The following is a 25147-nucleotide window of genomic DNA, read 5'->3' as shown; positions in this document are numbered from 1 at the left end:
ATGCTGCCCACGATCCTGGACATCGCGAGTCTGCGCGCGGCCTTCGCCGACGGGAGCCTCGACCCGGTCGGTCTCGCCGAGCTCGTCGCCGAGCGGATGGCGGCCGCGTCCGACCCGGCCATCTTCATCACGCCGGTGCCGCGCGCCGACCTGATCGCGGCGGCCCGCGCCCTGATGCAGGCGCACCCGGAGCCGAATTCCCTGCCGCTCTGGGGCCTGCCCTTCGCCGTCAAGGACAATATCGACGTGGCGGGCCTGCCCACCACCGCCGCCTGCCCGGCCTTCGCCTCCGTGCCGGAGCGCGATGCCGCTGTTGTGGCGCGCCTGAAGGCCGCTGGCGCCCTGGTGACGGGCAAGACCAACCTCGACCAGTTCGCCACCGGCCTGAACGGCACCCGCTCGCCCTACGGTGCCCCGCGCAGCGTGTTCAACCCCGACTTCGTCTCCGGCGGATCGAGTTCCGGTTCGGCCGTGGCCGTGGCGGCGGGGCTTGCCTGTTTCAGCCTCGGCACCGACACCGCCGGCTCCGGCCGCGTGCCGGCGGCCTTCAACAATCTCGTGGGCATCAAGCCGACGCCGGGGGCGCTCAGCACCACTGGCCTCGTCCCGGCCTGCCGCAGCCTCGACTGCATCACGATCTTCTCCGCCACCGTCGGCGACGGCATCGCCGTGCGCCGGATCGCCGAGGGCTTCGATCCGGCCGATCCCTATTCGCGGACCGCGCGGCCGCATCCGCTCCCGGGCACGGGCCTGCGCTTCGGCGTGCTCGGCCCCGCCGAGCGGGAGTTCTACGGTGACGCCGAGACGGCGGCGCTCTACGACGGCGCCATCGCCCGGCTCGAGCGCCTCGGCGGCGTCGCGGTGCCGTTCGACTACGCGCCGTTCCGCGCTATCGCCGCGCTGCTCTATGACGGCCCCTGGGTCGCCGAGCGGCTGGCGGCCATCGCCGAATTCTACGCCGACCACCCCGACGCCCTCGACCCGAGCGTGCGCGCCATCGTCGAATCCGCGAAGCGCTACAGCGCGGTCGACGCCTTCCGCGGCCGCTACGCCTTCGAGGCCCTGAAACGCCGCACCGACACCATCCTGGCCGATCTCGACGTGCTGCTGCTGCCGACCTCCCCGACCATCTACACGGTAGTCGAGATGCAGGCCGAGCCGATCGCGCGGAACAGTCATTTCGGCCGCTACACCAATTTCGCCAACCTGCTCGGCATGGCCGCCATCGCGGTCCCGGCCGGGTTCCGCCGCGACGGGCTGCCGGCCGGCGTGATGCTGGTCGGCCCGGGCTTCAGCGACGAGGCCCTGGCACCCTGGGCCGATGCGCTCCACCGCGCGCTGGGTGAGGGCATGGGCGCGGGCATGGGCATCGAGCGCGGGCGCGCCCTGCCCGAGGCGAGCCGGGTTCCGCCCGTCGCCTCCGGGCAGATCCCCCTGGTGGTGGTCGGCGCCCATCTCACCGGGCTCGCGCTGAACCACCAACTTCAGGATCTCGGCGCCACTTTCCTGCGCGCCACCCGGACGGCGTCCGATTACCGGCTCTACGCCCTGCCCGGCACGGTGCCGCCGAAGCCCGGCCTCGTGCGCGCACCCGGCTTCGATGGCCCGGGCCTGGAGGTCGAGGTCTGGGGCCTCGATCCGGCGGCTTTCGGGCATTTCACCGCCGCGATCCCGGCGCCGCTCGGCATCGGCAAGATCACCCTGGCCGACGGCGAATCCGTCTCGGGCTTCCTATGCGAGGCGCATGCGGTGGCGGGGGGCCCCGAGATCACCCGGCACGGGGGCTGGCGTGCCTACCTCGCGGCCGGGTCGGCCTGAGGCGGCCCCGGCCGCCCTTGCGAGGGTCGGCGGGCATGCCCTAAACCCCGGGCGCGGCGGGCTCAGGGCCTGCCGGCCGGCTCGGCCAGCGCTGAGCCCGCATCGAAGAGGATCCGTGTTTGCCGCGCATTCTACGCTGTCGCCTCGACCCGTTCAGCCAGATCGAGGCGGACGGTTCCCCCGACACGTGGCGCGCGACCGGGTCGGACCCGCATTTCCGGATCTGGCCGGCGGCAGGACGCAGGCGTCATCGCGGCGGCTGGGTCCGCATCCGCGCCGACCTCACCGCCCTCGACCGGACCAAGCTCGTCCCGATCCTCTACGTCGATGACGGCAAGGGGTTTCGCGAGACGCTGACCATTCCACTCGAGGCCGATGCCGCCGGCATCGACAACCTGGTGCACCTGCCCCGTCGCGTCCGCGGCCTGCGCCTCGATCCGATGAGCGGTGCCGGCCGCTTCCACCTCGGCCATGTCAGCCTGACGCATCTCGGCGTCGTCGGCGCCACACTGGAGACCGCCCGTCGACTCCTGGACCGGCTGCCGGCGGAGGCGCGCACGGCCGCCGGCATCGTGTCCGCGATCCGGGCCGCCGCGCGCGAACGACCGGTGCGCGACCTCTGGCGCGACTTCCGCGCCAGCGCCCGGCCGCGCCCCGTGCCGGCCTCCTACACCGCCTGGATCGAGAAGGTCGAAACCCCGTCCCGTCTCAGCGTGGCGGCGATGCGCGCCGAGATCGCGGGCTTTCGCCTGCGTCCGCGCATCTCGATCGTCATGCCGGTCTACGACACGCCGAAGCGCTGGCTGGAGGCCGCCATCGCGTCGGTGCAGGCGCAGGCGTACGAGGATTGGGAACTCTGCCTCTGCGACGATAACTCCCCGGCGCCGCATATCTGGCCGATGCTCCAGGCCTACGCCGCCGCCGATCCGCGCATCAAGATCCATCGCCGCGCCACCAACGGCCGCATCTCGGGCGCCTCGAACGACGCCATGGCGCTGGCGACCGGCGCCTACATGACGCTGATGGATCACGACGACCTGATCCCCGACAACGCGCTCTACGCGTTCGCCCGCGTCCTGAACGCCGACGACACGGTCGATTTCATCTACTCGGACGAGGACAAGATCTCGATCGACGGCGTGCGCTATGAGCCGTTCTTCAAGCCGGACTGGTCGCCCGAAGCCCTCGAAGCCTGCATGTACACCGCGCATCTGGCGCTCTACCGCATGGACATCGTCCGGCGGATCGGCGGTTTTCACGATGCCTGCAACGGCGCGCAGGATTACGACTTCGCCCTGCGCTACACCGAGCACGTCCGCAACGTCGTGCACGTGCCGAAGGTGCTCTATCACTGGCGCGCGATTCCGGGCTCCACCGCCCAGACCATGGACAACAAGGACTACGTCATCGCCGCGGCGATCCGAGGTCTGGAGGACCGTGCCCGGCGCACGGGCGAGCTCGACTTCGCCCGCCCGAGCGCGTTCAAGGGCTGTTTCGAGATGCGGCGCAGGCTGACCGCGCGCCCCCGCGTCTCGATCGTGATTCCCACCGCCGGGCGCGACAGCCTCGTCGGCGGCAAGGCGGTCGATCTCCTCGCCGCCTGCCTCGACAGCGTGGCGGCCCTCAGCACCTACCCCGACATCGAGTTCGTGGTGGTCGACAACGGCGACCTGCGCCCGGCAACCGAGGCGGCCCTCGCCCGCCACGGCGCCCGGCGCGTCACCTGGGCGGAGCCGGTCTTCAACGTGGCCGCCAAGATGAATCTCGGCGCCGCCGCGGCGAGCGGCGAAGTCCTGGTCTTCCTCAACGACGACATCGCCGTCATCACCCCCGACTGGATCGAGGCCCTGCTGGCGCAGCTGCAGATCCCCGGCGTCGGCGCGGTCGGCCCCAAGCTCCTGTTCGAGACCGGCGAGATCCAGCACGCGGGCGTCTCGATCGTCGATGCGACGCCCGACCATGTCCGGCGCGGCTATCCGGGCGACGATCCCGGGCACTTCTTCTCAACGGTGGGAACGCGCAACTATCTCGCGGTCACGGGCGCCTGCGTGATGGTGCGCCGCGCCGACTTCGAGAGCATCGGCGGGTTCGATGCAGGCTTCGCGGTCAATTACAACGACGTCGATCTGTGTCTTCGGCTGCGCGAGCGTAACCTGCGCAGCGTCTACTGTCCGCAGGCCAGCCTCTACCATTACGAGAGTCGCAACCGGGCACGCATCGTCGACCCGGCCGAGCACCGGCGCTTCCGGGATCGCTGGGCGGCGAAGCTCCCGCGCGATCCCTATTATGGCGAATGGTTCGAAGCCCTGCCGCCGACCTTCGAACTCGATCCCGCGCGCTTCTGAGCCTTCGCCGTTCGCGAAGGCTGAATCGGAAAATCTCGAATTGCGAACCGCTCCAAGGTAGGAGCAGTGTCCCGGCTCACCATCGGGATGGCAGCGGTCGATGCCGGCAGGGACGTTCATGGGCGGGGAGGCGACCGTCGCGGTGACCGCGCTCCTGCTCGTGCTCTGCATGGGCCTGTGGGCGAGCGGCCTCGTCGCCGAGATCGTCACCGCGATGCTGTTCTTCGCCGGCGCGATGCTGTTCCGGCTGGCGCCCCCCGCGACCGTGTTCTCGGGGTTCGCCTCCTCGGCGTTCTGGCTGGTCCTGAGCGGCATGGTGGTGGGGCTCGCCATGACGCGGTCCGGCCTCGGCGACCGTCTGGCGCGAGGCCTCTCGGGCCGTCTTTCGGCCTCCTACCCGGCTTTCATCGCGGGCATCGTCGCCCTGTCCTTCGCCGTCGCCTTCGTGATGCCGTCCAATCTCGGGCGCATCGCCCTGCTGGTCCCCGTCGTCCTCGCCCTCTGCGATGCCTTCGGCCTCGGTGCCGGCCGGGCCGGCCGCCACGGCGCCGTGCTGGCGGTGGGCCTCGCAACCCCCCTCCTCTCGGCCGCGATCCTGCCCGCCAACGTGCCGAATCTCGTGATGGCCGGCACCGCGGAGACGCAGTACGGGCTGCACATCGCCTACCTGCCCTATCTGCTGCTGCACGCACCGGTCCTGGCGCTGGCGAAGGGCGCCCTTCTCGTCCTGGCCATTCTCTGGCTGTTTCCGGATCGGCTCGACCCGGACTCGACCGGCACCGCCTCGGCGACGGAGCCCTTACCGCCTGAACCCCTGCGCCCCGAGGCCCGGCGCCTCGCCGTGATCCTGGCCGCCACCCTGGCCTTCTGGGTCACCGACAGCCTGCACCACATCGCCCCCGCCTGGGTCGGCCTCGTCGCGGCGATCCTGTGCCTGATGCCGCGCATCGGCGTTTTGCCGGCCGAGGCCTTCGGCGCGGTCAATCTGCGGACCTGCTTCTACGTCGCCGCGCTCCTCGGCCTCGTCGCCACCGTCAACGAGACCGGGCTCGGCGCCCGCCTCGGCCATGCCCTGCTCCACGTCGCGCCGCTGACGCCCGACGCCCCGGCCGCGAATTTCGCGATCCTGACCGGGCTGGCCTCAATCCTGGCCATCGCGGTCACGGCCAACGGCGCGCCCGCGCTCTACACCGCGCTCGCCGGCGAGATGGCCCGGGCCGGCGGCCTCGACCTGATGGCCGTGGTGATGATCCAGGTCGTGGGCTACTCGACCCTGTTCCTGCCGTATCAGGCGCCGCCCATCGTCCTCGCGATCGATCTCGGAACGGTGCCGCTGCGGGCCGCGACGAAGCTGACCCTGGCCATGGGCTTCGCCTCGCTCGTCGTCGTCGCACCCCTGGATTATCTCTGGTGGCGTGCGCTCGGGTGGCTGCCATGAGGGTCCGATGGACGAATGACGAATCGGCGGCTGTGTCGCATGTGCACTGCAGCAAGCCGGGGTTGCGCATTGGCGGGTGCCCGCTAGCACTTTAGAGACAGTCCAAATTTTTCTTGTGGCCCATCTGAAAAAAGGATGGCGTCGCCCAGTCGAGGACCTTCCGCACGATGGCTCCCACCGTCCGTCCCACGGTCGCCCAACCGCTCTCGCCCCATCTCCAGATCTACCGCTGGACCTGGACCATGGCGATGTCGGTGTTCCATCGCATCACCGGCACCGCCCTCTATGGCGGCTCGGCCCTGGTGGCGATCTGGCTGGTGGCCCTCGCCTCGGGTCCGGGCGCCTACGGCACCGTGGCCTGGTTCTTCGGCTCGATCGTCGGGCGCCTCGTGCTGTTCGTCTACACCTGGATCCTGATACACCACATGCTCGGGGGCCTGCGCCACTTCATCTGGGATTTCGGCCACGGCCTCGACCGGGAGCGCCGCATGTGGCTCGCTCGCGGCACGCTCATCGGCTCCGTGATCCTGACTGTCTTGATCTGGGCGCTCGCCCTCGTGCTGCGCTGAGGAGCCGTCCCGATGGTCGATAACCGCCAGAACACCAACGTCACCATGCGTACGCCGCGCGCCCGCGTGAAGGGCCTCGGCGCCTCCGGCCACGGCGCCGGCCATTGGTGGCTGCAGCGGCTCACCGCCGCCTCCAACGCTCCCCTGATGATCGCGTTCGTGGTCATCGTCGCGCTGATGGCCAATCGCTCCTACCCCGAGGCGATCGCCCTGATGTCGCACCCGGCGGTTGCGCTCATCCTGATCCTCGCCGTGATCTCGGTCACGCTCCACATGAGGATCGGCATGCAGGTCGTCATCGAGGATTACGTCCAACACAAGGGACTGAAGCTCGCGGCCTTCTTCGCCAACAATTTCTACGCGGTCATCGTCGCCGTGGCCTGCCTGTACGCGATCCTCCGCGTCAGCCTCGGCAAGCTCGTCTAGCCCGGCACGCTCGTCTGACCCGCATCCCGAACCCGAAGGATCTGCCCATGGCCACCAACGGAACCGCCAGCGACGGCAACGGCGCCCCCGCCTACACCATCAACGACCACACCTTCGACGTGGTGGTGGTCGGCGCCGGCGGCGCGGGCCTGCGCGCCACCGTGGGCTGCTCCCAGGCCGGCCTGCGCACCGCCTGCATCTCCAAGGTGTTTCCGACCCGGTCGCACACCGTTGCGGCCCAGGGCGGCATCTCGGCCTCCCTCGGCAACATGGGACCGGACGACTGGCGCTGGCACATGTACGACACCGTGAAGGGGTCGGACTGGCTCGGTGACCAGGACGCGATCGAGTACCTCGTGCGCAACGCCCCGGCGGCGGTCTACGAACTGGAGCATTGGGGCGTGCCCTTCTCCAGAACCGAAGAGGGCAAGATCTATCAGCGCCCGTTCGGCGGCATGACCACCGATTACGGCAAGGGCACCGCCCAGCGCACCTGCGCGGCGGCCGACCGCACCGGCCACGCCATGCTGCACACCCTCTACGGGCAGGCGGTGAAGAACCACACCAACTTCTTCATCGAGTACTTCGCCCTCGACCTGATCATGGACGAGGAGGGCCGCTGCCTCGGCGTCATCGCCATCGACCAGGCCAGCGGCGAGATCCACCGTTTCCGCGCCCAGCAGACCATCCTGGCCACCGGCGGCTACGGCCGCTCGTACTTCTCGGCCACCTCCGCCCATACCTGCACCGGCGACGGCAACGCCATGGTGCTGCGCGCCGGCCTGCCGCTGCAGGACATGGAATTCGTGCAGTTCCACCCCACCGGCATCTACGGCGCCGGCTGCCTGATCACCGAGGGCGCCCGCGGCGAGGGCGGCTACCTGACCAATTCCGAGGGCGAGCGCTTCATGGAGCGCTACGCTCCCTCGGCCAAGGACCTCGCCTCCCGCGATGTGGTCTCGCGCTCGATGACCATGGAGATCCGGGCCGGGCGCGGCGTCGGCAAGTCCAACGACCACATCTACCTGCACCTCGACCATCTCGACCCGGCCATCCTGCACCAGCGCCTGCCGGGCATCTCCGAATCGGCCAAGATCTTCGCGGGCGTCGACGTCACCAAGGAGCCGATCCCGGTGCTGCCGACGGTCCACTACAACATGGGCGGCATCCCGACGAACTATCATGGCGAGGTGCTGACCCTGAAGAACGGCAACCCCGATACGGTGGTGCCGGGCCTGATGGCGCTGGGCGAGGCGGCCTGCGTCTCGGTGCACGGCGCCAACCGGCTCGGCTCGAACTCGCTGATAGACCTCGTGGTGTTCGGCCGGGCCGCCGGGCTGCGCTGCGCCGAGATCGTCGAGCCGGGCGCCCGCCAGATGGACCTGCCGAAGGACTCCGCCGACAAGGCGCTCGCCCGCCTCGACCGCTTCCGCTACGCCAACGGTGGCACCCCGACCGCGCAGCTGCGTGCCGAGATGCAGAAGACCATGCAGAACAACTGCGCGGTGTTCCGCACCGGCGAGGTTCTGGAGGAGGGCAAGACCCTCATCCACAAGGTCGCCGCCGGCATTCCGGACATCCACGTCAACGACCGCTCGCTGATCTGGAACACCGACCTCCTTGAGACCCTGGAATTCGACAACCTGATCGGTCAGGCCGTCGTCACCATGGAATCGGCGGCCAACCGCAAGGAGAGCCGCGGCGCCCATGCCCGCGAGGACTTCCCGGACCGCGACGACAAGGAATGGATGAAGCACACGCTCGCCTGGATGGACGACACGTCGAAGCAGGTCAGCATCGATTACCGCCCGGTCCACACCTACACGATGTCGAACGAGATCCAGTACATCGAGCCGAAGGCACGGGTGTATTGAGGACCACGGACTGGAGGGCCTCGCCATGGGCGAACTGATGATCAGGAACGTCGACGACGAGACTGTCCAGCAGATCTCGTCTCGGGCGAGGCGACATGGTCGTTCGATCGAGCATGAGGTTCTCACCCTGCTGCGCGACGGCCTCGCTGCGGAGCGTGCGGTGGGACTGCAAGACCGGGTGGCGCGCGTCGCGCGGATTGCCGCGATGGTTCCGAAATCGATCATGCAGACCGACAGTGTGGACCTGATCCGGGAGGATCGCGACAGGTGAAGTTCGTGATCGACACGTCGGTGGCGGTGAAGTGGTTCCTTCCGGAATCAGGGCACGACACCGCCGTGGCGCTGCTTGCGACGGAGGCCACGCTTCAGGCCCCCGACCTGATCTTCACGGAATTCGCCAGGGCGCTGCAAAAGAAGATTCGCGTCGGAGAGGCGGATTGGGAGGTGGCCAAAGAAAGCTGTGCGGCCCTTCCGCACCTGTTCGTATCCATTTCCCCGACCCTCGTTCTGTTCCAAAGGGCACTGGAGATCGCCGTGGCCATGAGCCACCCCGTTCAGGACTGCATCTTCATCGCCTGTGCTGAACAGGCGGGATCATGCGTCGTCACCGCCGATCTGAAGCTGATCGAGAAAGCAACCGAACGCAATTTCGGCCATCTGCTGCTTGGCCTTGAGAACGCCGTGTCGGCGGCATCACGGAGTCAGGCATGGGTTGCGATTCCACAGGATCGCATCGACGGCATCGTCAGCTTGAGCGCTCAGGTCGTTGCAACCTTCGAACCTCTACGCGGGTCGTCCGCGGCATTGACCGAGCGCTACGTTTTCGTTCCGGCAAACGTTTCCGGTCCTGCCGTCGAGGCGCCGGACTTCCTACGACTCAAAAGCCTGATTGCAGATCTGCCGATTTCGGATCTGCGAGATCTCGTCACTGTCTGCTGGCTCGGACGCGGCTTCGACGGTGGTGATTGGATCGACATCCGGGAGCAGGCGGAACGCCTGATCGGCCCCGAGGACCGGAATTACGTGCTCTCGCTCGTCAGCTACCTGCCCGCAGGTCTCGAACGCGCCCGGGCCTCTCCATTCTCTCCAGATATGCACAGGGGTTCCTGATGGCTGAATTCACCCTTCCCAAGAACTCCAGGGTCACCGAGGGCAAGACCTGGCCTCGGCCCGCGGGGGCCAACAACCTCCAGGAATTCCGGATCTATCGCTGGAATCCCGACGACGGGAAGAACCCCCGCGTCGACGTCTACCAGGTCGACCGGGACGATTGCGGGCCGATGGTGCTCGACGCCCTGTTGTGGATCAAGAGCAAGGTCGACTCGACCCTGGTGTTCCGCCGCTCCTGTCGCGAGGGCATCTGCGGCTCCTGCGCCATGAACATCGAGGGCCAGAACGCGCTGGCCTGCACCATGGGCATCGACGAGTGCCAGGAGCACGCCAAGGGCAAGAAGACCGGCGCGGTGCGGATCTACCCGCTGCCGCACATGCCGGTGCTGAAGGACCTCGTTCCGGACCTGACCAACTTCTTCGCTCAGCACGCCTCGATCGAGCCCTGGCTCCAGACCGAGACGCCCGCGCCCGAGGGCGAGTGGAAGCAAACCCCCGAGGACCGGGCGCAGCTCGACGGCCTGTACGAGTGCATCCTCTGCGCCTGCTGCACCACCTCGTGCCCGAGCTACTGGTGGAACGGTGATCGCTTCCTCGGCCCGGCCGCCCTGCTCCAAGCCTATCGCTGGTTGATCGACAGCCGCGACGAGAGCACCGGCGAGCGCCTCGACGCCCTGCACGATCCGTTCCGGCTCTATCGCTGCCACACGATCATGAACTGCGCCAACGCCTGCCCGAAGAGCCTGAACCCGGCCAAGGCCATCGCGGAGATCAAGAAGATGATGATCGCCCGAGAGGTGTAGCTTTTCCCCTTCCTCGTAAGACCCACTGAAAAGGGCGCGCGGTTCTGAACCGCGCGCCCTTTTTGATTGTCCATTGCCCGATGTTCGTAGCCTGCCCTGAGGCCGCGCAGCGGCCTCAGGGTGGCGCCGTCCTACTCGGCGGGTGCGTGGTGCGGCACGTGCACGGCACCGGGCTCGGCCTCCGACCGGATGCCCTCGGTGGCGTCCTTGCGCCGGAAGATCCGCATCACCACCACGAAGAACACCGGCACGAACAGCACGGCCAGCACGGTGGCCGAGACCATGCCGCCGAGCACGCCGGTGCCGATCGCCTGCTGGCTCTTCGAGGCCGCGCCGGTGGCGATCGCCAGCGGCACCACGCCGAAGATGAAGGCCAGCGAGGTCATCACGATCGGCCGGAAGCGCAGCGTCGCCGCCTCGATGGTCGCGTCCACCAGGGAGGTCCCGGGCTTCCACAGGTCCTTGGCGAATTCCACGATCAGGATCGCGTTCTTGGCCGAGAGACCGATGATCGTGATGATGCCGATCTTGAAGTAGACGTCGTTGGGCAGACCGCGCAGGTAGACCGCCGCCACCGAGCCGATCACCCCGAGCGGGATCACGAGCAGCACCGAGAACGGGATCGACCAGCTCTCGTAGAGCGCGGCGAGGCACAGGAACACAATCAGGATCGACAGCCCGAGCAGCAGCGAGGCCTGCGAGCCCGCCTGTTTCTCCTGCAGCGACTGACCGGTCCAGGCGTAGCCGAAGCCTTTCGGCAGCTGCTCCATCAGCCGCTCCATTTCGTTGAGCGCGTCGCCCGAGGTGTAGCCCGGGGCCGGCTCGCCGGTAATGCGGACCGACTGGTAGCCATTGAAGCCGATGATCTGGGCCGGGCCGACGCCCCATTTCAGGTCGGCGAAGGAGGACATCGGCACCATGGTGCCGGAGGCGTTCTTCACCCCGTAATTCAGGATGTCGGCCGCCTTCAGGCGCTGCGCGTCTTCCGCCTGGACGATGACGCGCTGCATCTTGCCCCGATTGGGGAAGTCGTTGGTGTAGACCGAGCCGAGATTGACCTGGATGGTGTTGTTGATCTCCTCGAAATCGACCCCGAGGGCGGCCGCCTTCTCGCGGTCGATGACGAGTTCCGCCTGCGGAGCCGGGGGCAGGCCCTCGACATAGACCTTCTGCAGGACGGGGCTCTTGCGGGCGAGCGACAGCAACTGCTCCTGGGCCGCCATCAGGGCCGAATAGCCCTTCTGCGCGCGGTCCTGGAGTCGGAAGCTGAAGCCGGAGGCGTTGCCGAGGTTGTCGATCGGCGGCGGCTCGAGGGCCTGGATCACCGCGTCCTTGTAGGATGCCAGCGCCTTGTTGGTGCCCTCGATCAGCTTGGCGGCCGAGTTGTCGGCATCGCGCTCGCCCCAGGGCTTCAGGGTGACGAAGGCCTGTGAGGTGACCTGTCCCTGGCCCGAGAACGAGAAGCCGTTGACGACGGTCACGGTGGCGACGCCCGGCTGCGCCAGGAGATGTTCCTCGACCTTCTTCACCGCCGCCTCGGTGCGGTTGAAGGAGGAGCCGGGCGGGGTCTGGATGTCGACGGTGAAGAAGCCCTGGTCCTCCACCGGCAGGAAGCCCTCCGGCAGGCGCAGGAAGGCGTAGCCGAGGCCGATGACCAGGGCGAGGTAGACCAGCATGACCCGGCCGGAGCGCTTGATCAGGCCGGCGACGCCGCGGCCGTAGCGGGCGGTCTCGCGGTCCACCACCCGGTTGAACCAGCCGAAGATGCCGCCCTTGGAATGGCCGTGGCCCTTCTCGATCGGCTTCAGCAGGGTGGCGCACAGGGCCGGGGTCAGCGACAGGGCCAGCAGTGCCGAGAAGGCGATCGAGGTCACCATCGCGATGGAGAACTGGCGGTAGATGATGCCGACCGAGCCGGGGAAGAACGCCATCGGGATGAACACCGCGATCAGCACCAGCGTGATGCCGATGATGGCGCCGGTGATCTGGGTCATCGCCTTGCGGGTGGCCTCCTTCGGGGAGAGGCCCTCCTCGTTCATGATGCGCTCGACGTTCTCGACCACCACGATGGCGTCGTCGACGAGGATGCCGATGGCCAGCACCATGCCGAACATGGTGAGCACGTTCACCGAGAAGCCGGCGAGCAGCATCACCGTGCAGGTGCCCATCAGGGCGATCGGGACCACGATGGTGGGGATCAGCGTGTAGCGGATGTTCTGGAGGAAGACGAACATCACGATGAAGACCAGCACCACCGCCTCGACCAGGGTGTGCAGAACCTTCTCGATGGAGGCCTCGACCGCCGGGGTGATGTCGTAGGGGATGTCCCACTTCACGTTCGACGGGAAGAACTGCGACAGCTCCTCCATCTTGGCGCGGATGGCCGAGGCGGTTTGGAGGGCGTTGCCGTCGGGGGCCAGGGTCACCGAGATGCCGGCGGCCTCGCCGCCGTCGAGGCGGGTGGTGAATTTGTAGTCCTCGCCGCCGAGCTCGATCCGGGCGACGTCGCGCAGACGCACGTTGGAGCCGTCGGAATTGGCGCGCAGCACGATGGCGCCGAACTCCTCCGGCGCGGTCATCTGGCCCTTCACGATGATGGGGAAGTTGACCGGGTTGCTCTGCGGGCTGGGCATCGCGCCGACGGCGCCGGACGCGATCTGGACGTTCTGGTTGGAGATCGCCTTCGACACGTCGGAGGCGTTGAGCGACAGGCCGCGCAGCTTGTCGGAATCGATCCAGATGCGCAGGCTGCGCTCGGTGGAATACAGCGTCGCGCGCCCGACGCCCGGGATGCGGCGGATCTCGTTGATGACGTTGCGGATCAGGAAGTCGCCGAGGGCGATCTCGTCCATCGATTTGTCGGGCGAGACCAGGGTGATGATCTGCAGGGTCGCGGCGGAGGCCTCCTCCACCAGGGTGCCCTGCTGGCGCACCTCCGCCGGCAGGCGGGCCTCGACGCGCTTGAGGCGGTTCTGCACCTCGACGCCCGCGAGGCTCGAATCGGTGCCGGGCTGGAATTGCGCGGTGATCTCGACCACGCCGAAGGCGTCGCTGGCCGATTCGAAGCTGAGGATGTTGGCGGCACCGTTCAGCTCATCCTCGATGAGCCGGGTGGTGCCGGTGTAGAGGTTCTCCACCGACGCGCCCGGATAGGCGGTCGAGAGCGCGATGGAGGGCGGCGCGATCACGGGATACTGCGCCACCGGCAATTGCGGGATCGTGAGCAGGCCGCCCAGGATGATGAAGAGGGCGACGACCCAGGCGAAGACCGGCCGGTCGATGAAGAAGCGAGCCATGGTTCAGCGCACCTGCGATACGGGCTTGGGGGCAGCCGTATTGGGTGCCGCCGTCTGGGGCGACGCGGGCTTGGGCGACGCGGGCATGGGCGACGCGGGCTTGGGCGCGCCCGGCGCCTCGGCGGCCTCGGGCTCCGGAACTTCGGTGTCGCGGGGCTTCGGCTCGGCGTCGGCGGTGGCGACCCGCAGCTCGACGGTCTTCACCTGCTGGCCGGCGGTGATCTTCTGCACGCCCTCGACGACCACGCGGTCGCCGGCCTTCAGGCCGGAGCGGATGACCCACTGGTTGTCGACCACCGGGCCGACCTCCACCGGCTGAAGCATGACCTTGCTGTCGTCGCGCACCACCCAGACCTCGGCCTTGCCGTCGTTGGTCCGCTGGATCGCCTGCTGCGGCACCGCGAGCGCATCGGTGTCGATGCCCTGCTTGATGCGGGCACGCACGTACATGCCGGGGAAGAGCTCGTCGTGCGGGTTCGGGAACAGCACGCGCAGGGTCACCTGCCCGGTGCTCGGATCGGCGGTGACGTCGGAAAACAGCAGCTTGCCGGCCGAGCCGTAGAGCGTCCCGTCATCCATGATGAGGTGGACGTTGGCGGTGTCGGCCGAGAGGCGCGAGAGTTCGCCGCTGGCGAGATCCCGGCGCAGCTTGTTCAGCTCGCCGACCGACTGGGTGATGTCGACGTAGATCGGGTCGAGCTGCTGGATGGTGGCGAGGTTGGCGGCGCCGCCCTGCTCCACCAGGGTGCCCTCGGTGAGCAGCGCGCGGCCGATGCGGCCGGAGATCGGGGCGCGGACATCGGTGTAGCCGAGATTGAGCTTGGCCCGGTCGCGCGTCGCCTTGGCGCCCGCGACCTCGGCCTGGGCCTGCTTCAGGCCCGCATAGGCGGCGTCGTACTGCGCCTGACTCGCGGTCTGGCGCGAGAGCAGCTGCTCCAGCCGGTCGGCCTGCTGTCCGGCGAGGACCTGCGCGGCCTCGGTCCGGGCCAAGGCGGCCTCGGCGCTCTGCAGCTCGACCTCGAACGGGGCCGGGTCGATCTTGTAGAGAACGTCGCCTTCCTTGACCAAGCTGCCCTGCTCGAAGGTGCGCTTCACCACGAGGCCGGAGACGCGCGAGCGCACCTCGGCGATGCGCAGCGGCGCGACGCGGCCCGGCAGGTCGCGCACGTAGGGGATCGGCTGTTCGCGGACGGTGACGATGCTGACTTCGGGCACCGGTCCGGGGACCGGGGCCGCCGCCTGCTGTTTCTGATTGCAGGCCGATAGGGCGACCAGGACGATGCCCGCGGCGAGCGCGGTCGGCCGGGCCCCGAACAGGCGGTGGTTGAAAGACGTCACGATCGCGTCGCTCCTGCGCAATTCCGGCGGATGGCCCGCAGACACGGGCCGGCATCGCCGCGTTCAAGGTCCGGGCCCCCTGATCGCCGCGCGCGGCTGGGGCCATGGCAAGCGCCGGGCCATTCTGCATGGCCGGACGTGGGGTGGTGGCGGTCACAGGTGCGGCGGCTCGGCCCGTGCCCAGGGGGCGCGGACCGGCCGGACCCGGTCCGACTCGTCCGATGACGAGGCTGGAATGGCGCACAATCTGGGCGTTCCGACGACGCAGGTTGTATTCGACACGAAAAAGTCAGGTCGAATCCTGCGTCCGCCGGAAAGCGGCAGACGGTTCAGGCCGGAAGGACGAGCCTGGGGGGCCGATCGGGGGGCGCGACCGCCCGTGTGGCGGGCGCCGGCAGGACGCGCGGCAGGACGAGGCGATCCGTCCGGTGCTCGGTCGCCTGCGGGATGCGCAGGGCCGCGACGTTGCCGTAGCTGTCGTCGAGGTCGATCATCGCGGCCGAGATGCGCAGGTTCGTGTCCCGATTCGGCGGCAGCGTCGAAGAGGCCATCACGGCCTGACGCTCGAAACCGCGCGGGACCTCGCCCGCCATCCGCAGGAGCGGCAGCACGGCGCAGACGAGAAGCAGCATCGCGAGGAGACCCGACGCGAGCACGCCGAAAGCCCGCAGGACCGGGCGCGCCAGGATCGGCGAAGCCCGAAGACGCCCGGGCGAAGCCGGGACGCGCTCGGGCGAAGCCGGTTCGGCGGCGCGCGCGGTATGGAAATCTGCGGAACTCACGGTTCCGAGTCTGGGGTCAAAGGGCCTTGGCCGCAAGTTCCTGCGGCATTGTGTCAGGGCGGACGGGCGGATCGGAGAGCCCGAGTCGCGGGCGTTGCCGGGATCACACAGGGGCGGCGCCTTCGATCCCGGCTCGGTTGACCGCCCTCTCCCATCCCGCCAAGGCTCTCTCCCTCGACCACATGCCTTCCGGACACGCCGGGCGCTCGCGCCTGCGCTCCCCCGGTTTTCGGCTGGAGGACAGACCATGCAGACGCGCCGCGCTCTCGCCGCATCCGCCCTGGCGGCGGCCCTGACCCTTGCGACCGGACCGGCCTTCGCCGGCAACCCGTTCGACAGCGGGCCGATCGCCGACTTCATGAACATCTTCAAGGAGCAGGCGATCCCGCGCGAGACCGTCGCCTGGAAGGGCGCCGAGAAGCCCGGCACCATCGTGGTCTCCACGAGTCAGCGCCGGCTCTTCTACGTGCTCGGCGGCGGCCAGGCCGTGCGCTACGGTGTCGGCGTCGGCCGCCAGGGCTTCTCGTGGTCCGGCGAGAAGACGGTGACGATGAAGAAGGAATGGCCGGATTGGCGCCCGCCGGCGCAGATGCTGGCGCGCCGGCCCGACCTGCCGCGCTTCATGGCCGGCGGCCAGGACAACCCGCTCGGTGCCCGCGCCCTCTATCTCGGCTCCTCGCTCTACCGCATCCACGGCTCGAACGAGCCCGAGACGATGGGCGCCGCCGTCTCGTCCGGCTGCATCCGCATGACGAACAAGGACATCGTCGACCTCTACGATCGCGCCAAGGTCGGCACCAAGGTCGTCGTCCGCAACTGAGGACGGCCACCACCCTGGCGAGACCGCCGCCGGCCGGCCTCGCTGGACCTGAGACGTGAGGACGGGATGATTTTCGGAGTCGATATCGGCCTGATCGCGGGTCTGTTCGCGGTCGCGCTGGCGGCCGGCTGCGTCGACGCAATCGCAGGCGGCGGCGGCCTCCTGACCCTGCCGGCTCTGCTGCTCGCCGGTCTCGATCCCGTCTCCGCCATCGCGACCAACAAGCTCCAGGGCAGCGCCGGCGCGGTCTCCTCCACCCTCGCCTTCGCCCGCCGCCGCCTGATCCACTGGCCGGACGCCTGGAAAATCGCGGTGAGCGCCGGCTGCGCCTCCATCGCGGGCGCGCTCTGCGTCAGCCTGCTGCCGCGGCCGGTTCTCGACGCGGCCGTGCCCATCCTTCTGGTGGCGATCGCGATCTATTTCGCCACCGCCAAGCGCATGAGCAACGAGGACGCCACCGCCCGCATCACGCCGAACTGGTTCGCCCTGACCTGGGCGCCGGCGGTCGGCTTCTATGACGGCGTGTTCGGTCCCGGTGCCGGGGCCTTCTACATGATCGGCTTCGTCACCCTGCTGGGGCTCGGCGTGGTGAAGGGCACCGCCCACACCAAGCTCGCCAACGCGGCGAGCAACCTCGGCAGCCTCGCCCTGTTCGCGCTCGGCGGCCACGTGGTCTGGGCCATCGGCCTGGTGATGGCGGTGGGCGCCTTCCTCGGCGCGCAGATCGGCTCGCGCCTGGCGATCCGCATGGGCGCCCGCCTGATCCGTCCCCTCCTCGTCACCATTGCGTGCCTGATGGCTCTGCGCCTCCTGTCCGATCCGGCCAATCCGCTGCGCCGCGCCGTGGCCGGATGGTTCGGGGGGTGATCGCCGAACGCGGTCGCCAGTAAAGCCGAGGGCTTCGCGAGCTTCGCTCCACGTCGGTGTCTCGGCGGGATGGCGTCACGCTTTCCGCGTCGCCAGGACATGCGCCACGATCGCGTTGGCGTGTCCATGGCCCATGCCATGCTGGGTCTTCAGCATCGCGACGAGTTCCATGTGCCTCGCCGGAAGCCTGTCGAGAACGATCTGCTGCCAGAAGGCGATGGGCCGGCCATAGGTCTTCTCGATCGACGGGAAATAGGAGGCCGGACCTTTGGTCGTCTCGGTCGCCACGGCGCGTCGTCCTTCGCGTGCAGGCGGATGACTTCAATGTGAACAAGCCAACCTGAACACATCCTGCCGCCTTCGCAACCATGGCACGGAGCCGGTCGGGTCACGGGCGGCCGGGCCGAAGATAGCGAGCGACGCGCTGGCCGGTGAAGCTGGCGACCCAGACCTCACCGCCGACCCCGAGGGCTCCGGTCGCGCCGCCGAAGCGGGAATCCCCGCCGCGCACGACGACACGGGTCGCCAGGGTTTCGGGATCGACCTCCACCACCGTGAAGGCCATCGGGCACGGCCGTCCGGCGGCCTCGCAGCCGAACACCGCGCGCGGCGTCGCGTTCTGGCCTGCCAGCAGCAGGCGTCCATCCGATCCCCAGCGCAGGTTGTCCGGAAGGAAGTCGAGGTCGACAGCGGTGATGCCGCCCTCCCCCGTCAGCGGGAAGCGCCAGAGCCGGCGCGTCGCCCATTCGGACACGATCACGAAGCGACCATCGCGGGTGAGTTCGATCCCGTTGGCACCGGAGAGCGGGCGTGGGGCGATCGAAGCCCATCCGCCCTCGGGCGACCAGTGCCAGACCCCGCCGGTGGGCGTGCCGGCCTCGAACTTCGCGAGGAAGTCCGGATCGCCGGGATCGAACATGCTGGTCACGACGAAGCCGCCCTCCGGGGTCGGCGCGATGCCGTTGCCCCAGGTGCCCGGCGGCATCGCCACCCGGCGCACGGCCCGTCCGCGCGGGCCGGAGGGCGTCACCGCGAGATCGAAGATGTCGACCGCTTCGCCCGCGCCGTGATCGACGACGTAGAGCTCGAACGCGCCTGGGCCGGTGGCCCGGATGTTGATGCCGTGGGGTGAGAACGTGCCGGCGACGGGGGCGCCCGTCAGCATGTCCGCCGAGGGAAACAGGGCGAAAGGCGGGCGGTCCGGATGCTCCGCATCCACGACGGAGAGGCGGCCGCCGCCGCCCCGGGGCGACGGCATGCTGCTGACGACGATCCAGGCGGTTCCCTCAAGGCGCACGAGATCCTCGGGATGGGGAACGTTCTCCACGAAGGCGTAGGGGGGCGTCGCGTGGTCCATGGCTGTTTCCGGTCGGGATGCGGGCGCACAACGTCCATCGCCGCAACTTTGGAAACAATGGCTCGCCTGGGACTGGCATTGTGGACGGATACGCTATGATTCCGCACATGGACCGCCTCGCCGCCCTTACCGCCTTCGTCCGCACCGCCGATGCCCGCAGCTTCGCAGCCGCCGCCCGCACCCTCGGGCTGTCCCCGTCGGCCATCGGCAAGAGCGTCGCCAGGCTGGAAGCCGAATTGGGCGTCCGCCTGCTCCAGCGCACCACCCGGAGCGTCAGCCTCACGGCGGAAGGCGCCCTGTTCCTCGAACCGTGCCGCAGGGCGCTCGATGCCTTGGCCGAGGCGGATCTCGCCGTCAGCGCGCTGGCGTCGTCCCCACGCGGACGGCTGCGACTGAGCCTGCCGACGATCGGGTATCGCTTCCTGGTGCCGCTGTTGCCGGGCTTCGCCCGACTCTATCCCGACATCCGGCTCGATCTCGATTTCAGCGATCGGATGGTGGATCTGGTCGAGGAAGGCTTCGATGCCGCGATCCGCAGCGGCGTGCCGGCGGATTCGCGCATGGTCGCGCGCCGGATCGGTGGTTTCCGGATGGTGCTGTGCGCGGCGCCGTCCTACCTCGCGCGGGCCGGAACCCCCCGTGGCGTCGACGATCTGAGCGCCCATGCCTGCCTGCGTTTCCGGCAGGCATCGGCGGCGAACCCGCAGCCCTGGGTCCTGCGCGGCATGGCCGCGACGGCCGCCGACGCCTTTTCGACCCCCCTCGTCGCCAGCAACATGGAGGCCCTGCGCGCCGCCGCCATCGCGGGTCTGGGGATCGCCGCGATGCCGCGCTTCCTGGCCGCCGAGGCGCTGTCACAGGACGCGCTGACGGAAGTCCTTCCGGAGGCTCTGGCCGAGGGCGGCGATTTCTGGCTCGTCTGGCCCTCGAACCGCCACCTGTCGCCGAAGCTCCGCGTCTTCGTCGACTTTCTGGTCGCGAATTTCGACGCGGATCAGCGCGGCATGAAGGCCCAGTAATCCAGGTCGAGGATGACCGACGGGTCGTAGCCTTCGCCGGTCTTGTCGGGGTGGTTGCCGCAGGGCTGGTTCTTGGTGGCGACGGTGCGCAGGCGCAGGGCGCCGATGTCGGTGCGGCCGGGCAGGTCGGCGGTCTCCAGCACCTCGCTCCAGGCATAGACGGTGTCGCCGGCAAACAGAGGGGCCACGTGGCGCCCGGCATTGATGCCCGCCAGCGCGAAGGCGTTGCCCAAACCGTTGAAGCTGAGGGCGCGCGCGAGCGAGATCACGACGCCGCCGTAGATCAGGCGCCGACCGAAACGGGTGTCCTTGGCCGCGTAGCCGTCAAAATGCACCTTGGCGGTGTTCTGGTACAGGCGTGTGGCGATCTGGTGCTCGGCCTCCTCCACGGTCATGCCGTCGACATGGTCGATCTTCTCGCCCACCACGTAGTCGCCGAAGCGGTGCGGCGAGCCGGCGAGTTCGACGTCGTAGGCGCCCGGATTCAGGGGCGGCAGGGCGCTCGCGAGGTCGGCCGGGTCCACCACCTTCGCGAAGGTCGGCACGTGCTCCTGCGCAATCGTTGCCTCGGGGTCGCGCTTCTTCACCAGCACCCAGCGGCAATAGCTCAGCACGGTCTCGCCCTGGGCGTCCGAGCCGGTGGAGCGCACGTAGACCACGCCGGTCTGGCGATTCGAGCTCTCCTTGAGGCCGATGACTTCCGACACGGTCGAGAGGGTCTCGCCCGGATAGACCGGCCGGCGGAAGCCGCCCTCGGCGTAGCCGAGATTGGCCAGCGCGTTGAGGGAGATGTCCGGCACGGTCTTGCCGAAGACCACGTGGAAGGTGAGGAGGTCGTCGAGCGGGCTCTGCGGATAGCCGATGGCGCGCGCGAAGGCGTCCGAGGATTGCACGGCGAAGCGGGGGCCGTAGAGCGCGGTGTAGAGCGCGACGTCGCCGAGGGTCACCGTGCGCGGGGTGGCATGGCGGATGGTTTCGCCGAGGCGGTAATCCTCGAAGAAGCGGCCGGGATTGGTCTTCATGATTCGGGCGTCCCTCGAACGGCGCGGCGGCTCGCGTTTCTTGTTGTGTCGGGCTGGGCGGCGAGCCGGGACCGGCTCGCCGCCACGGTGCCGGGTCAGCCCGGATAGACGACGGTCTGGGTCGGCACGAACTCGTGCAGCAGGCGGCTCGCGAACAGCAGAAGCAGCACCAGCACGATCGGCGAGAGGTCGACGCCGCCGAGGTTCGGGAGAATGTTGCGGATCGGGCGCAGCACCGGCTCGGTGAGGCGGTATAGCACCTCACCGATCTGCGACACGATCGGATTGCGCACGTTCACCACGTTGAACGCGACGAGCCAGCTCAGGACCGCGCTGGCGATGAGGACGTAGATGTAGAGCTGCACGACGGTGTCGAAGAGCCAGATGAAGGCGTTCATGCGCGGAAACGATGTCCTCGTGGCCCGCGCTCGCGGGACGCATCACGCGCACGCAAAGCTGCAGGATTTCTGGAATTGACAGGTCGACGTGGGCAAGCCTAAAAGGCCGCCACCCCGGAACGGGGCTGTAGCTCAGATGGGAGAGCGCCGCAATCGCACTGCGGAGGTCAGCGGTTCGATCCCGCTCAGCTCCACCAGGTTACCCCCAGGCGCGGGGGCTGCCGGTGGTTTTTTCCAACACCCTGCTCGCAAGACATCGCTACGGCCGATCCGGTCCGGTCAGTCGTGCTTGAGCGGATCGTGGCCCCAGTTCATCAGCGACAGGCGCCAGGGCGAGTCCTTCACCGCGCTCTTGTCCTCCGGGCCGCCCTGCTTCAGGTGGCGGTGGACGTAGCCGACGACCTTCGCCATGTGGGCGTAATCGTCGTCGCTGAGATCGGCTTTCTTGGTCCTCAGCAGCGCGACGATGCGCCGGCCCTCGCGATGGCCCGTGGCTTCGCCGCCGCCCGTCTTCTGTCCGATGGACTGGCTCTCGTCCGTCTCCAGGTAGGCTTCCAGCTTGGCCGGGGTCATGTTCACGGCTTCGTGGAAGGCCGCGAAGGTTTCGGCGTGGTCGTCGGCCTTGGCCATGGTGTCGTCTCCCGAAAAGTCGGGCGAGAAACCGGGGCAAAACCCCGCGGGTTCCGCGCCCGCGACGGCGCGACCCGCACGCCTGGCCTCAGGCGATCAGCCAGGCCACCGCCATCACGCCGGCGAAGAAGATCCCGTACGTCGCCAGGACGGCGACGATCTCACGGTGCTGGATGACGAGGTTTTCAGAGGCGGACAGCATGGCGGTATGGCCGGGTGTGGAACGAACCCACTCATGTCACGGCCGCCCTGAAAATTCGATGATCCCGACTACGGTGCCGGCGAGGAAATTGCCGATGTCTCCCGGCCGCCACAGCCGGGTCCGGCGACCTCCGTCGAGCCTCAGGCGGGAACGCCGGAGGGCTGGTCGAACAGGAAGCCGTCGATCGCCGGAATGGTGACGGCGAGGCCGGCCCCGGCGCCGTAGCTCGCCTTGGTGAGGCGCCACGGCGAATCGGTCCGCGCCCGGATGGCCTCGGAGGGACGCAGGCGGCGCGCCGTGCCGTCGGTCGCGATCTCCTCGATCGTTACGAAGCCGTAGACCTGGAGCCGGGCCGCGATGAGCTTCGTCTCTCGGTCGCCGGCCGCCACCGGGAGGCTGCCGGTGTTGTAGACCGAATCCATCAGCGCGCGCTGCTCGCTGCGGCGGGCCGCCAGACCACCCCGGGGTGCGGCCGCTTCCGTGTGCTGGGTGCGAAGGGCGCGTCGGAAGGGAACCACATTGTCCATCGTCGCCGGAACGCTGCCCATACGCCACTGTCCTCACGCTGTGCCCGAAGGCCGGGGAACGCCCCCTGATGATCCCTTGATTTCGATGGTTCCGCTTAATGGGCCGCTAACGCTGCCGGACGGCGGCGTCCCGTTTCCGGGCCATCGCGTTCCAGAGGCCCCGCGCAATGCGGCGATCGTCCGCGCGCGGGATGGTTTACGGTCCCGCGGAATCGGGGCAGACACGGCGGAAGCGGTCAAAGGCGGGCGTTTCCGCGCCCGGCGGTGGCCCTGCCGAAGGACGCGTCATGGCATCCATCTTCGAGGCCCACAGCTTCGCGATCGTCGCGCATGCGGGACAAATCGATAAGGGCGGGCAGCCCTATATCCGGCACCTGGAGCGCGTCGCCAACGCCTCCGTGGCGCGGGCGGGCCATGCCAAGTCGGTGGATCGCCTCGCCCTCGATCCGATGCAGGTGATGCAGGCGGCGATCCTGCACGACGTCCTCGAGGACAGCCCGACGACGCCGGTGGCCCTGCGCGCCGAAGGTTTCCCGGATGCGGTGATCGCGATGGTCGTGATGCTGACCAAGCCGCCGGAGCCGATGCCCTACGACGCACGCATCGCCGCGCTGATCGCCAAGGGCAACCTCGGCGCGATCCTGATCAAGATGTCCGACACCGAGGACAATCTCAGCCCGGACCGCACCCTCAAGGGCGGCGAGGCGCGGCGCGCGGCCTATGCCGAGGCCTTCGGTCGCCTGAAGGCGGCCGCCGCGTCCCTCGGCTACACGGGTGCCTGACGGCCCGACGACAAACGGCCCCACAGCGGTTCATGCTGCGGGGCCGGATGTCACGAGGCGGCCCGTTCGCGAACGACCGGGCCGGTTGATTCAGCGCTGAGCTGATCGCGCGCTTACTTGCCGCTCGGGGCCGCGCCGCTGCCGGTCTCGCCGTTGCCGCCGGTGCTGCCGCCGGGCGCACCCACCGTCGCGGTGCTCGGGCCGCCCGAGGTTCCGGCCGGCGCCATCGTGGAGCCCGTGCTCGCCGGCGCGCCGGTGCGCTCCATCGACTTCTCGCTGTTGCTCTTCACGCTGCCCGGGTTGTTCATGTTGCCTTCCGCAGACCCGCCGCCGGCGGCGGTCTGGGCGAAGGCCGATCCCGTCAGGGCGAGGGCAAGGGAGCTGGCGATGACAAAGGTCTTGATGGACATGCTGCGTTGTCTCCAAGTTCTTGGTATGTGGTGGAGTTCTTGGTAAGTGGTGGACAAACGCGGCCGTGTCTCATTTGTTCATCCCGGCACGATGATTTTCACCGAGCGCGACAAACATTTAGCGTCATCTTAGTAAGGTGCCGTTTGACCGGCGGACTATTCAGCCTAGGCCGGTTCGCGTGCAATCCAGAGCTGTGTTATGGCCGGATGATCCGGTCTCGACGGGCCGTGGACGCGGCCGCGAGATCGTGCCCCGAGGGGGGGCGGCTGGCGCCACCGGTCCGGCACCGGCGACGGGCGCGCGAGGCGGCTTGGACCGCCCCGCTCCTTGGGCTCCGCTCAGGTGTCGCTCTCGGCCCGGTCGGTGTTCTGCTCGGGCTCGTCGACGGTATAGCCTTCGAGCCAATCCGCGCTGTTCTGCGAGCCGGCCGGGTAGGGATTCGCGTCGTCGGGCTGCCCCGCCGCCTTGGCCGCCCGGCCTTCGTCCAGAACCTGCTTCGAAATCGCCGCCATGTGGTTCGCTCCCCTGTTGTCGTCCTGCGTCAGCTAGGGCGCCGAGCACGAGCGGGGACCGGCCGGACGGCAAAAACCCGCCGCGACGGTGCGTCGGGCGGGTTTGGAGTCTTGTTTGCGAGCGAGGCTGCCTGCGGCGATCAGGCGAGCTTGGTGGTGAACCGCCCGGTGGTCTTGCTGCGGATCTCGTCCTCGGTGACCCCGTCGGCGAGTTCGACCAGCGTCATGCCGCCGTCGCCCTTCTTGTCGATCAGGAAGACGCCGAGATCGGTGATGACCATGTCGACCACGTGGGTGCCGGTGAGCGGCAGGTCGCAGGCCTCGAGCAGCTTCGGGCTCTCCGACCCGTCCTTGCCCTTGGCGGTGTGCTCCATCACCACCACCACCTTCTTGACGCCGGCCACGAGGTCCATGGCGCCGCCCATGCCCTTCACCATCTTGCCGGGGATCATCCAGTTGGCGAGGTCGCCGTTCTCGGCCACCTGCATGGCGCCGAGGATGGACAGGTTGATGTGCCCGCCCCGGATCATCCCGAAGGATTCGGCCGAGGAGAAGTAGCTGGTGGTCGGCAGCGCCGTGATGGTCTGCTTGCCGGCATTGATGAGGTCGGCATCCTCCTCGCCCTCGTACGGGAACGGCCCCATTCCGAGCATGCCGTTCTCGGATTGCAGCTGCACCGACATGCCGTCCGGGATGTAGTTCGACACGAGGGTCGGGATGCCGATGCCGAGGTTCACGTAGAAGCCGTCCTGCAGCTCCTTGGCGGCGCGCGCCGCCATCTGTTCGCGGGTCCAGGCCATG

General features: G+C 68.7%; 25 protein-coding genes and 1 tRNA gene. 14 read left to right on the top strand and 12 right to left on the bottom strand.

Annotation, left to right across the window (positions count from 1 at the left end):
• The 9 genes from atzF (at position 1) to J7U37_RS02230 (ending at position 10383) form a co-directional block, all read left to right on the top strand.
• Positions 1-1818, top strand: coding sequence for an allophanate hydrolase (gene atzF, locus J7U37_RS02270; protein WP_247634690.1), 1818 nt, complete (start codon positions 1-3; stop codon positions 1816-1818).
• A 119-nt stretch (positions 1819-1937) separates the two neighbouring features.
• Positions 1938-4163 (top strand): glycosyltransferase family 2 protein, encoded by a 2226-nt coding sequence (locus tag J7U37_RS02265; protein WP_247634689.1) that lies wholly within the window; start codon positions 1938-1940, stop codon positions 4161-4163.
• A gap of 118 nt (positions 4164-4281) precedes the next feature.
• Complete coding sequence (locus J7U37_RS02260; protein ID WP_247634737.1) at positions 4282-5601, top strand: SLC13 family permease; 1320 nt, start codon at positions 4282-4284, stop codon at positions 5599-5601.
• Between the two features lie 167 nt (positions 5602-5768).
• Positions 5769-6170: a succinate dehydrogenase, cytochrome b556 subunit gene (gene sdhC / locus J7U37_RS02255; RefSeq protein ID WP_247634688.1), complete on the top strand. Its 402-nt coding sequence runs from the start codon at positions 5769-5771 to the stop codon at positions 6168-6170.
• Positions 6171-6182: 12 nt separating this feature from the next.
• On the top strand, positions 6183-6596 hold the full coding sequence (sdhD, locus tag J7U37_RS02250) for a succinate dehydrogenase, hydrophobic membrane anchor protein (RefSeq protein WP_247634687.1): 414 nt from the start codon (positions 6183-6185) through the stop codon (positions 6594-6596).
• 47 nt (positions 6597-6643) lie between these two features.
• Complete coding sequence (sdhA, locus tag J7U37_RS02245) at positions 6644-8470, top strand: succinate dehydrogenase flavoprotein subunit (protein ID WP_056479928.1); 1827 nt, start codon at positions 6644-6646, stop codon at positions 8468-8470.
• Positions 8471-8495: 25 nt separating this feature from the next.
• Positions 8496-8741, top strand: coding sequence for a hypothetical protein (locus J7U37_RS02240; RefSeq protein ID WP_247634686.1), 246 nt, complete (start codon positions 8496-8498; stop codon positions 8739-8741).
• Positions 8738-9580 (top strand): type II toxin-antitoxin system VapC family toxin, encoded by an 843-nt coding sequence (locus tag J7U37_RS25255; RefSeq protein WP_247634685.1) that lies wholly within the window; start codon positions 8738-8740, stop codon positions 9578-9580. Before J7U37_RS02240 ends, J7U37_RS25255 begins: the two co-directional genes overlap by 4 nt.
• Positions 9580-10383, top strand: coding sequence for a succinate dehydrogenase iron-sulfur subunit (locus tag J7U37_RS02230; protein ID WP_056180281.1), 804 nt, complete (start codon positions 9580-9582; stop codon positions 10381-10383). Before J7U37_RS25255 ends, J7U37_RS02230 begins: the two co-directional genes overlap by 1 nt.
• Before the next feature lie 131 nt (positions 10384-10514).
• Here the strand turns inward: J7U37_RS02230 and J7U37_RS02225 are convergent, their stop codons facing one another.
• From J7U37_RS02225 to J7U37_RS02215, 3 genes are all read right to left on the bottom strand, one after another.
• Positions 10515-13679: a multidrug efflux RND transporter permease subunit gene (locus tag J7U37_RS02225; protein WP_056180284.1), complete on the bottom strand. Its 3165-nt coding sequence runs from the start codon at positions 13677-13679 to the stop codon at positions 10515-10517.
• A 3-nt stretch (positions 13680-13682) separates the two neighbouring features.
• Positions 13683-15017, bottom strand: coding sequence for an efflux RND transporter periplasmic adaptor subunit (locus J7U37_RS02220; RefSeq protein WP_247634684.1), 1335 nt, complete (start codon positions 15015-15017; stop codon positions 13683-13685).
• A gap of 329 nt (positions 15018-15346) precedes the next feature.
• Complete coding sequence (locus J7U37_RS02215) at positions 15347-15799, bottom strand: hypothetical protein (protein ID WP_247634683.1); 453 nt, start codon at positions 15797-15799, stop codon at positions 15347-15349.
• A 247-nt stretch (positions 15800-16046) separates the two neighbouring features.
• Here J7U37_RS02215 and J7U37_RS02210 point away from each other — a divergent pair, with 247 nt between their 5' ends.
• A complete protein-coding gene (locus J7U37_RS02210; protein WP_056180290.1) occupies positions 16047-16619 on the top strand; it encodes a L,D-transpeptidase in 573 nt (190 codons plus the stop codon).
• Between the two features lie 66 nt (positions 16620-16685).
• Positions 16686-17486 (top strand): TSUP family transporter, encoded by an 801-nt coding sequence (locus J7U37_RS02205; protein ID WP_056180294.1) that lies wholly within the window; start codon positions 16686-16688, stop codon positions 17484-17486.
• Positions 17487-17561: 75 nt separating this feature from the next.
• On the opposite strand, the gene J7U37_RS02200 is transcribed toward J7U37_RS02205, so the two are convergent.
• Both J7U37_RS02200 and J7U37_RS02195 read right to left on the bottom strand, forming a co-directional pair.
• The gene (locus J7U37_RS02200) at positions 17562-17774 is read right to left on the bottom strand and encodes a DUF4287 domain-containing protein (protein WP_247634682.1); all 213 of its coding nucleotides are present in this window, start codon (positions 17772-17774) and stop codon (positions 17562-17564) included.
• A 100-nt stretch (positions 17775-17874) separates the two neighbouring features.
• Positions 17875-18843 carry a hypothetical protein gene (locus J7U37_RS02195; protein WP_247634681.1) on the bottom strand — a complete coding sequence of 323 codons (969 nt, stop codon included), beginning with the start codon at positions 18841-18843 and terminating at the stop codon, positions 17875-17877.
• Positions 18844-18950: 107 nt separating this feature from the next.
• On the opposite strand from J7U37_RS02195, the gene J7U37_RS02190 reads away from it, so the two are divergent.
• Positions 18951-19862, top strand: a complete 912-nt coding sequence (locus tag J7U37_RS02190; protein ID WP_247634680.1) for a LysR substrate-binding domain-containing protein — start codon at positions 18951-18953, stop codon at positions 19860-19862.
• On the opposite strand, the gene J7U37_RS02185 is transcribed toward J7U37_RS02190, so the two are convergent.
• Together J7U37_RS02185 and J7U37_RS02180 are read right to left on the bottom strand one after the other, a co-directional pair.
• Complete coding sequence (locus J7U37_RS02185) at positions 19838-20884, bottom strand: MaoC family dehydratase (protein WP_247634679.1); 1047 nt, start codon at positions 20882-20884, stop codon at positions 19838-19840. The two genes, J7U37_RS02190 and J7U37_RS02185, sit on opposite strands and share 25 nt — an antisense overlap.
• 95 nt (positions 20885-20979) lie before the next feature.
• On the bottom strand, positions 20980-21282 hold the full coding sequence (locus J7U37_RS02180; RefSeq protein ID WP_056180307.1) for a YggT family protein: 303 nt from the start codon (positions 21280-21282) through the stop codon (positions 20980-20982).
• A 121-nt stretch (positions 21283-21403) separates the two neighbouring features.
• On the opposite strand from J7U37_RS02180, the gene J7U37_RS02175 reads away from it, so the two are divergent.
• Positions 21404-21479: transfer RNA gene (locus tag J7U37_RS02175), tRNA-Ala, on the top strand.
• 82 nt (positions 21480-21561) lie between these two features.
• Here the strand turns inward: J7U37_RS02175 and J7U37_RS02170 are convergent.
• Positions 21562-21912, bottom strand: coding sequence for a DUF3140 domain-containing protein (locus tag J7U37_RS02170; RefSeq protein WP_247634678.1), 351 nt, complete (start codon positions 21910-21912; stop codon positions 21562-21564).
• Between the two features lie 342 nt (positions 21913-22254).
• Positions 22255-22662 (bottom strand): hypothetical protein, encoded by a 408-nt coding sequence (locus tag J7U37_RS02165; protein ID WP_247634677.1) that lies wholly within the window; start codon positions 22660-22662, stop codon positions 22255-22257.
• Positions 22663-22928: 266 nt separating this feature from the next.
• Here J7U37_RS02165 and J7U37_RS02160 point away from each other — a divergent pair, with 266 nt between their 5' ends.
• Entirely contained in the window at positions 22929-23423 is a 495-nt protein-coding gene (locus J7U37_RS02160; RefSeq protein ID WP_247634676.1) for a phosphohydrolase, read from the top strand.
• A 113-nt stretch (positions 23424-23536) separates the two neighbouring features.
• On the opposite strand, the gene J7U37_RS02155 is transcribed toward J7U37_RS02160, so the two are convergent.
• The 3 genes from J7U37_RS02155 to J7U37_RS02145 form a co-directional block, all read right to left on the bottom strand.
• Positions 23537-23833 carry a hypothetical protein gene (locus J7U37_RS02155; RefSeq protein WP_247634675.1) on the bottom strand — a complete coding sequence of 99 codons (297 nt, stop codon included), beginning with the start codon at positions 23831-23833 and terminating at the stop codon, positions 23537-23539.
• A gap of 339 nt (positions 23834-24172) precedes the next feature.
• On the bottom strand, positions 24173-24346 hold the full coding sequence (locus tag J7U37_RS02150) for a hypothetical protein (RefSeq protein ID WP_200940895.1): 174 nt from the start codon (positions 24344-24346) through the stop codon (positions 24173-24175).
• Between the two features lie 140 nt (positions 24347-24486).
• Positions 24487-25146 carry a 3-oxoacid CoA-transferase subunit B gene (locus J7U37_RS02145; protein WP_247634674.1) on the bottom strand — a complete coding sequence of 220 codons (660 nt, stop codon included), beginning with the start codon at positions 25144-25146 and terminating at the stop codon, positions 24487-24489.
• Position 25147 lies beyond the last annotated feature (1 nt).

It is taken from the genome of Methylobacterium sp. 37f, assembly GCF_023093475.1.
GTDB lineage: Bacteria > Pseudomonadota > Alphaproteobacteria > Rhizobiales > Beijerinckiaceae > Methylobacterium.
This window is presented reverse-complemented; position numbering and strand designations above follow the sequence as displayed.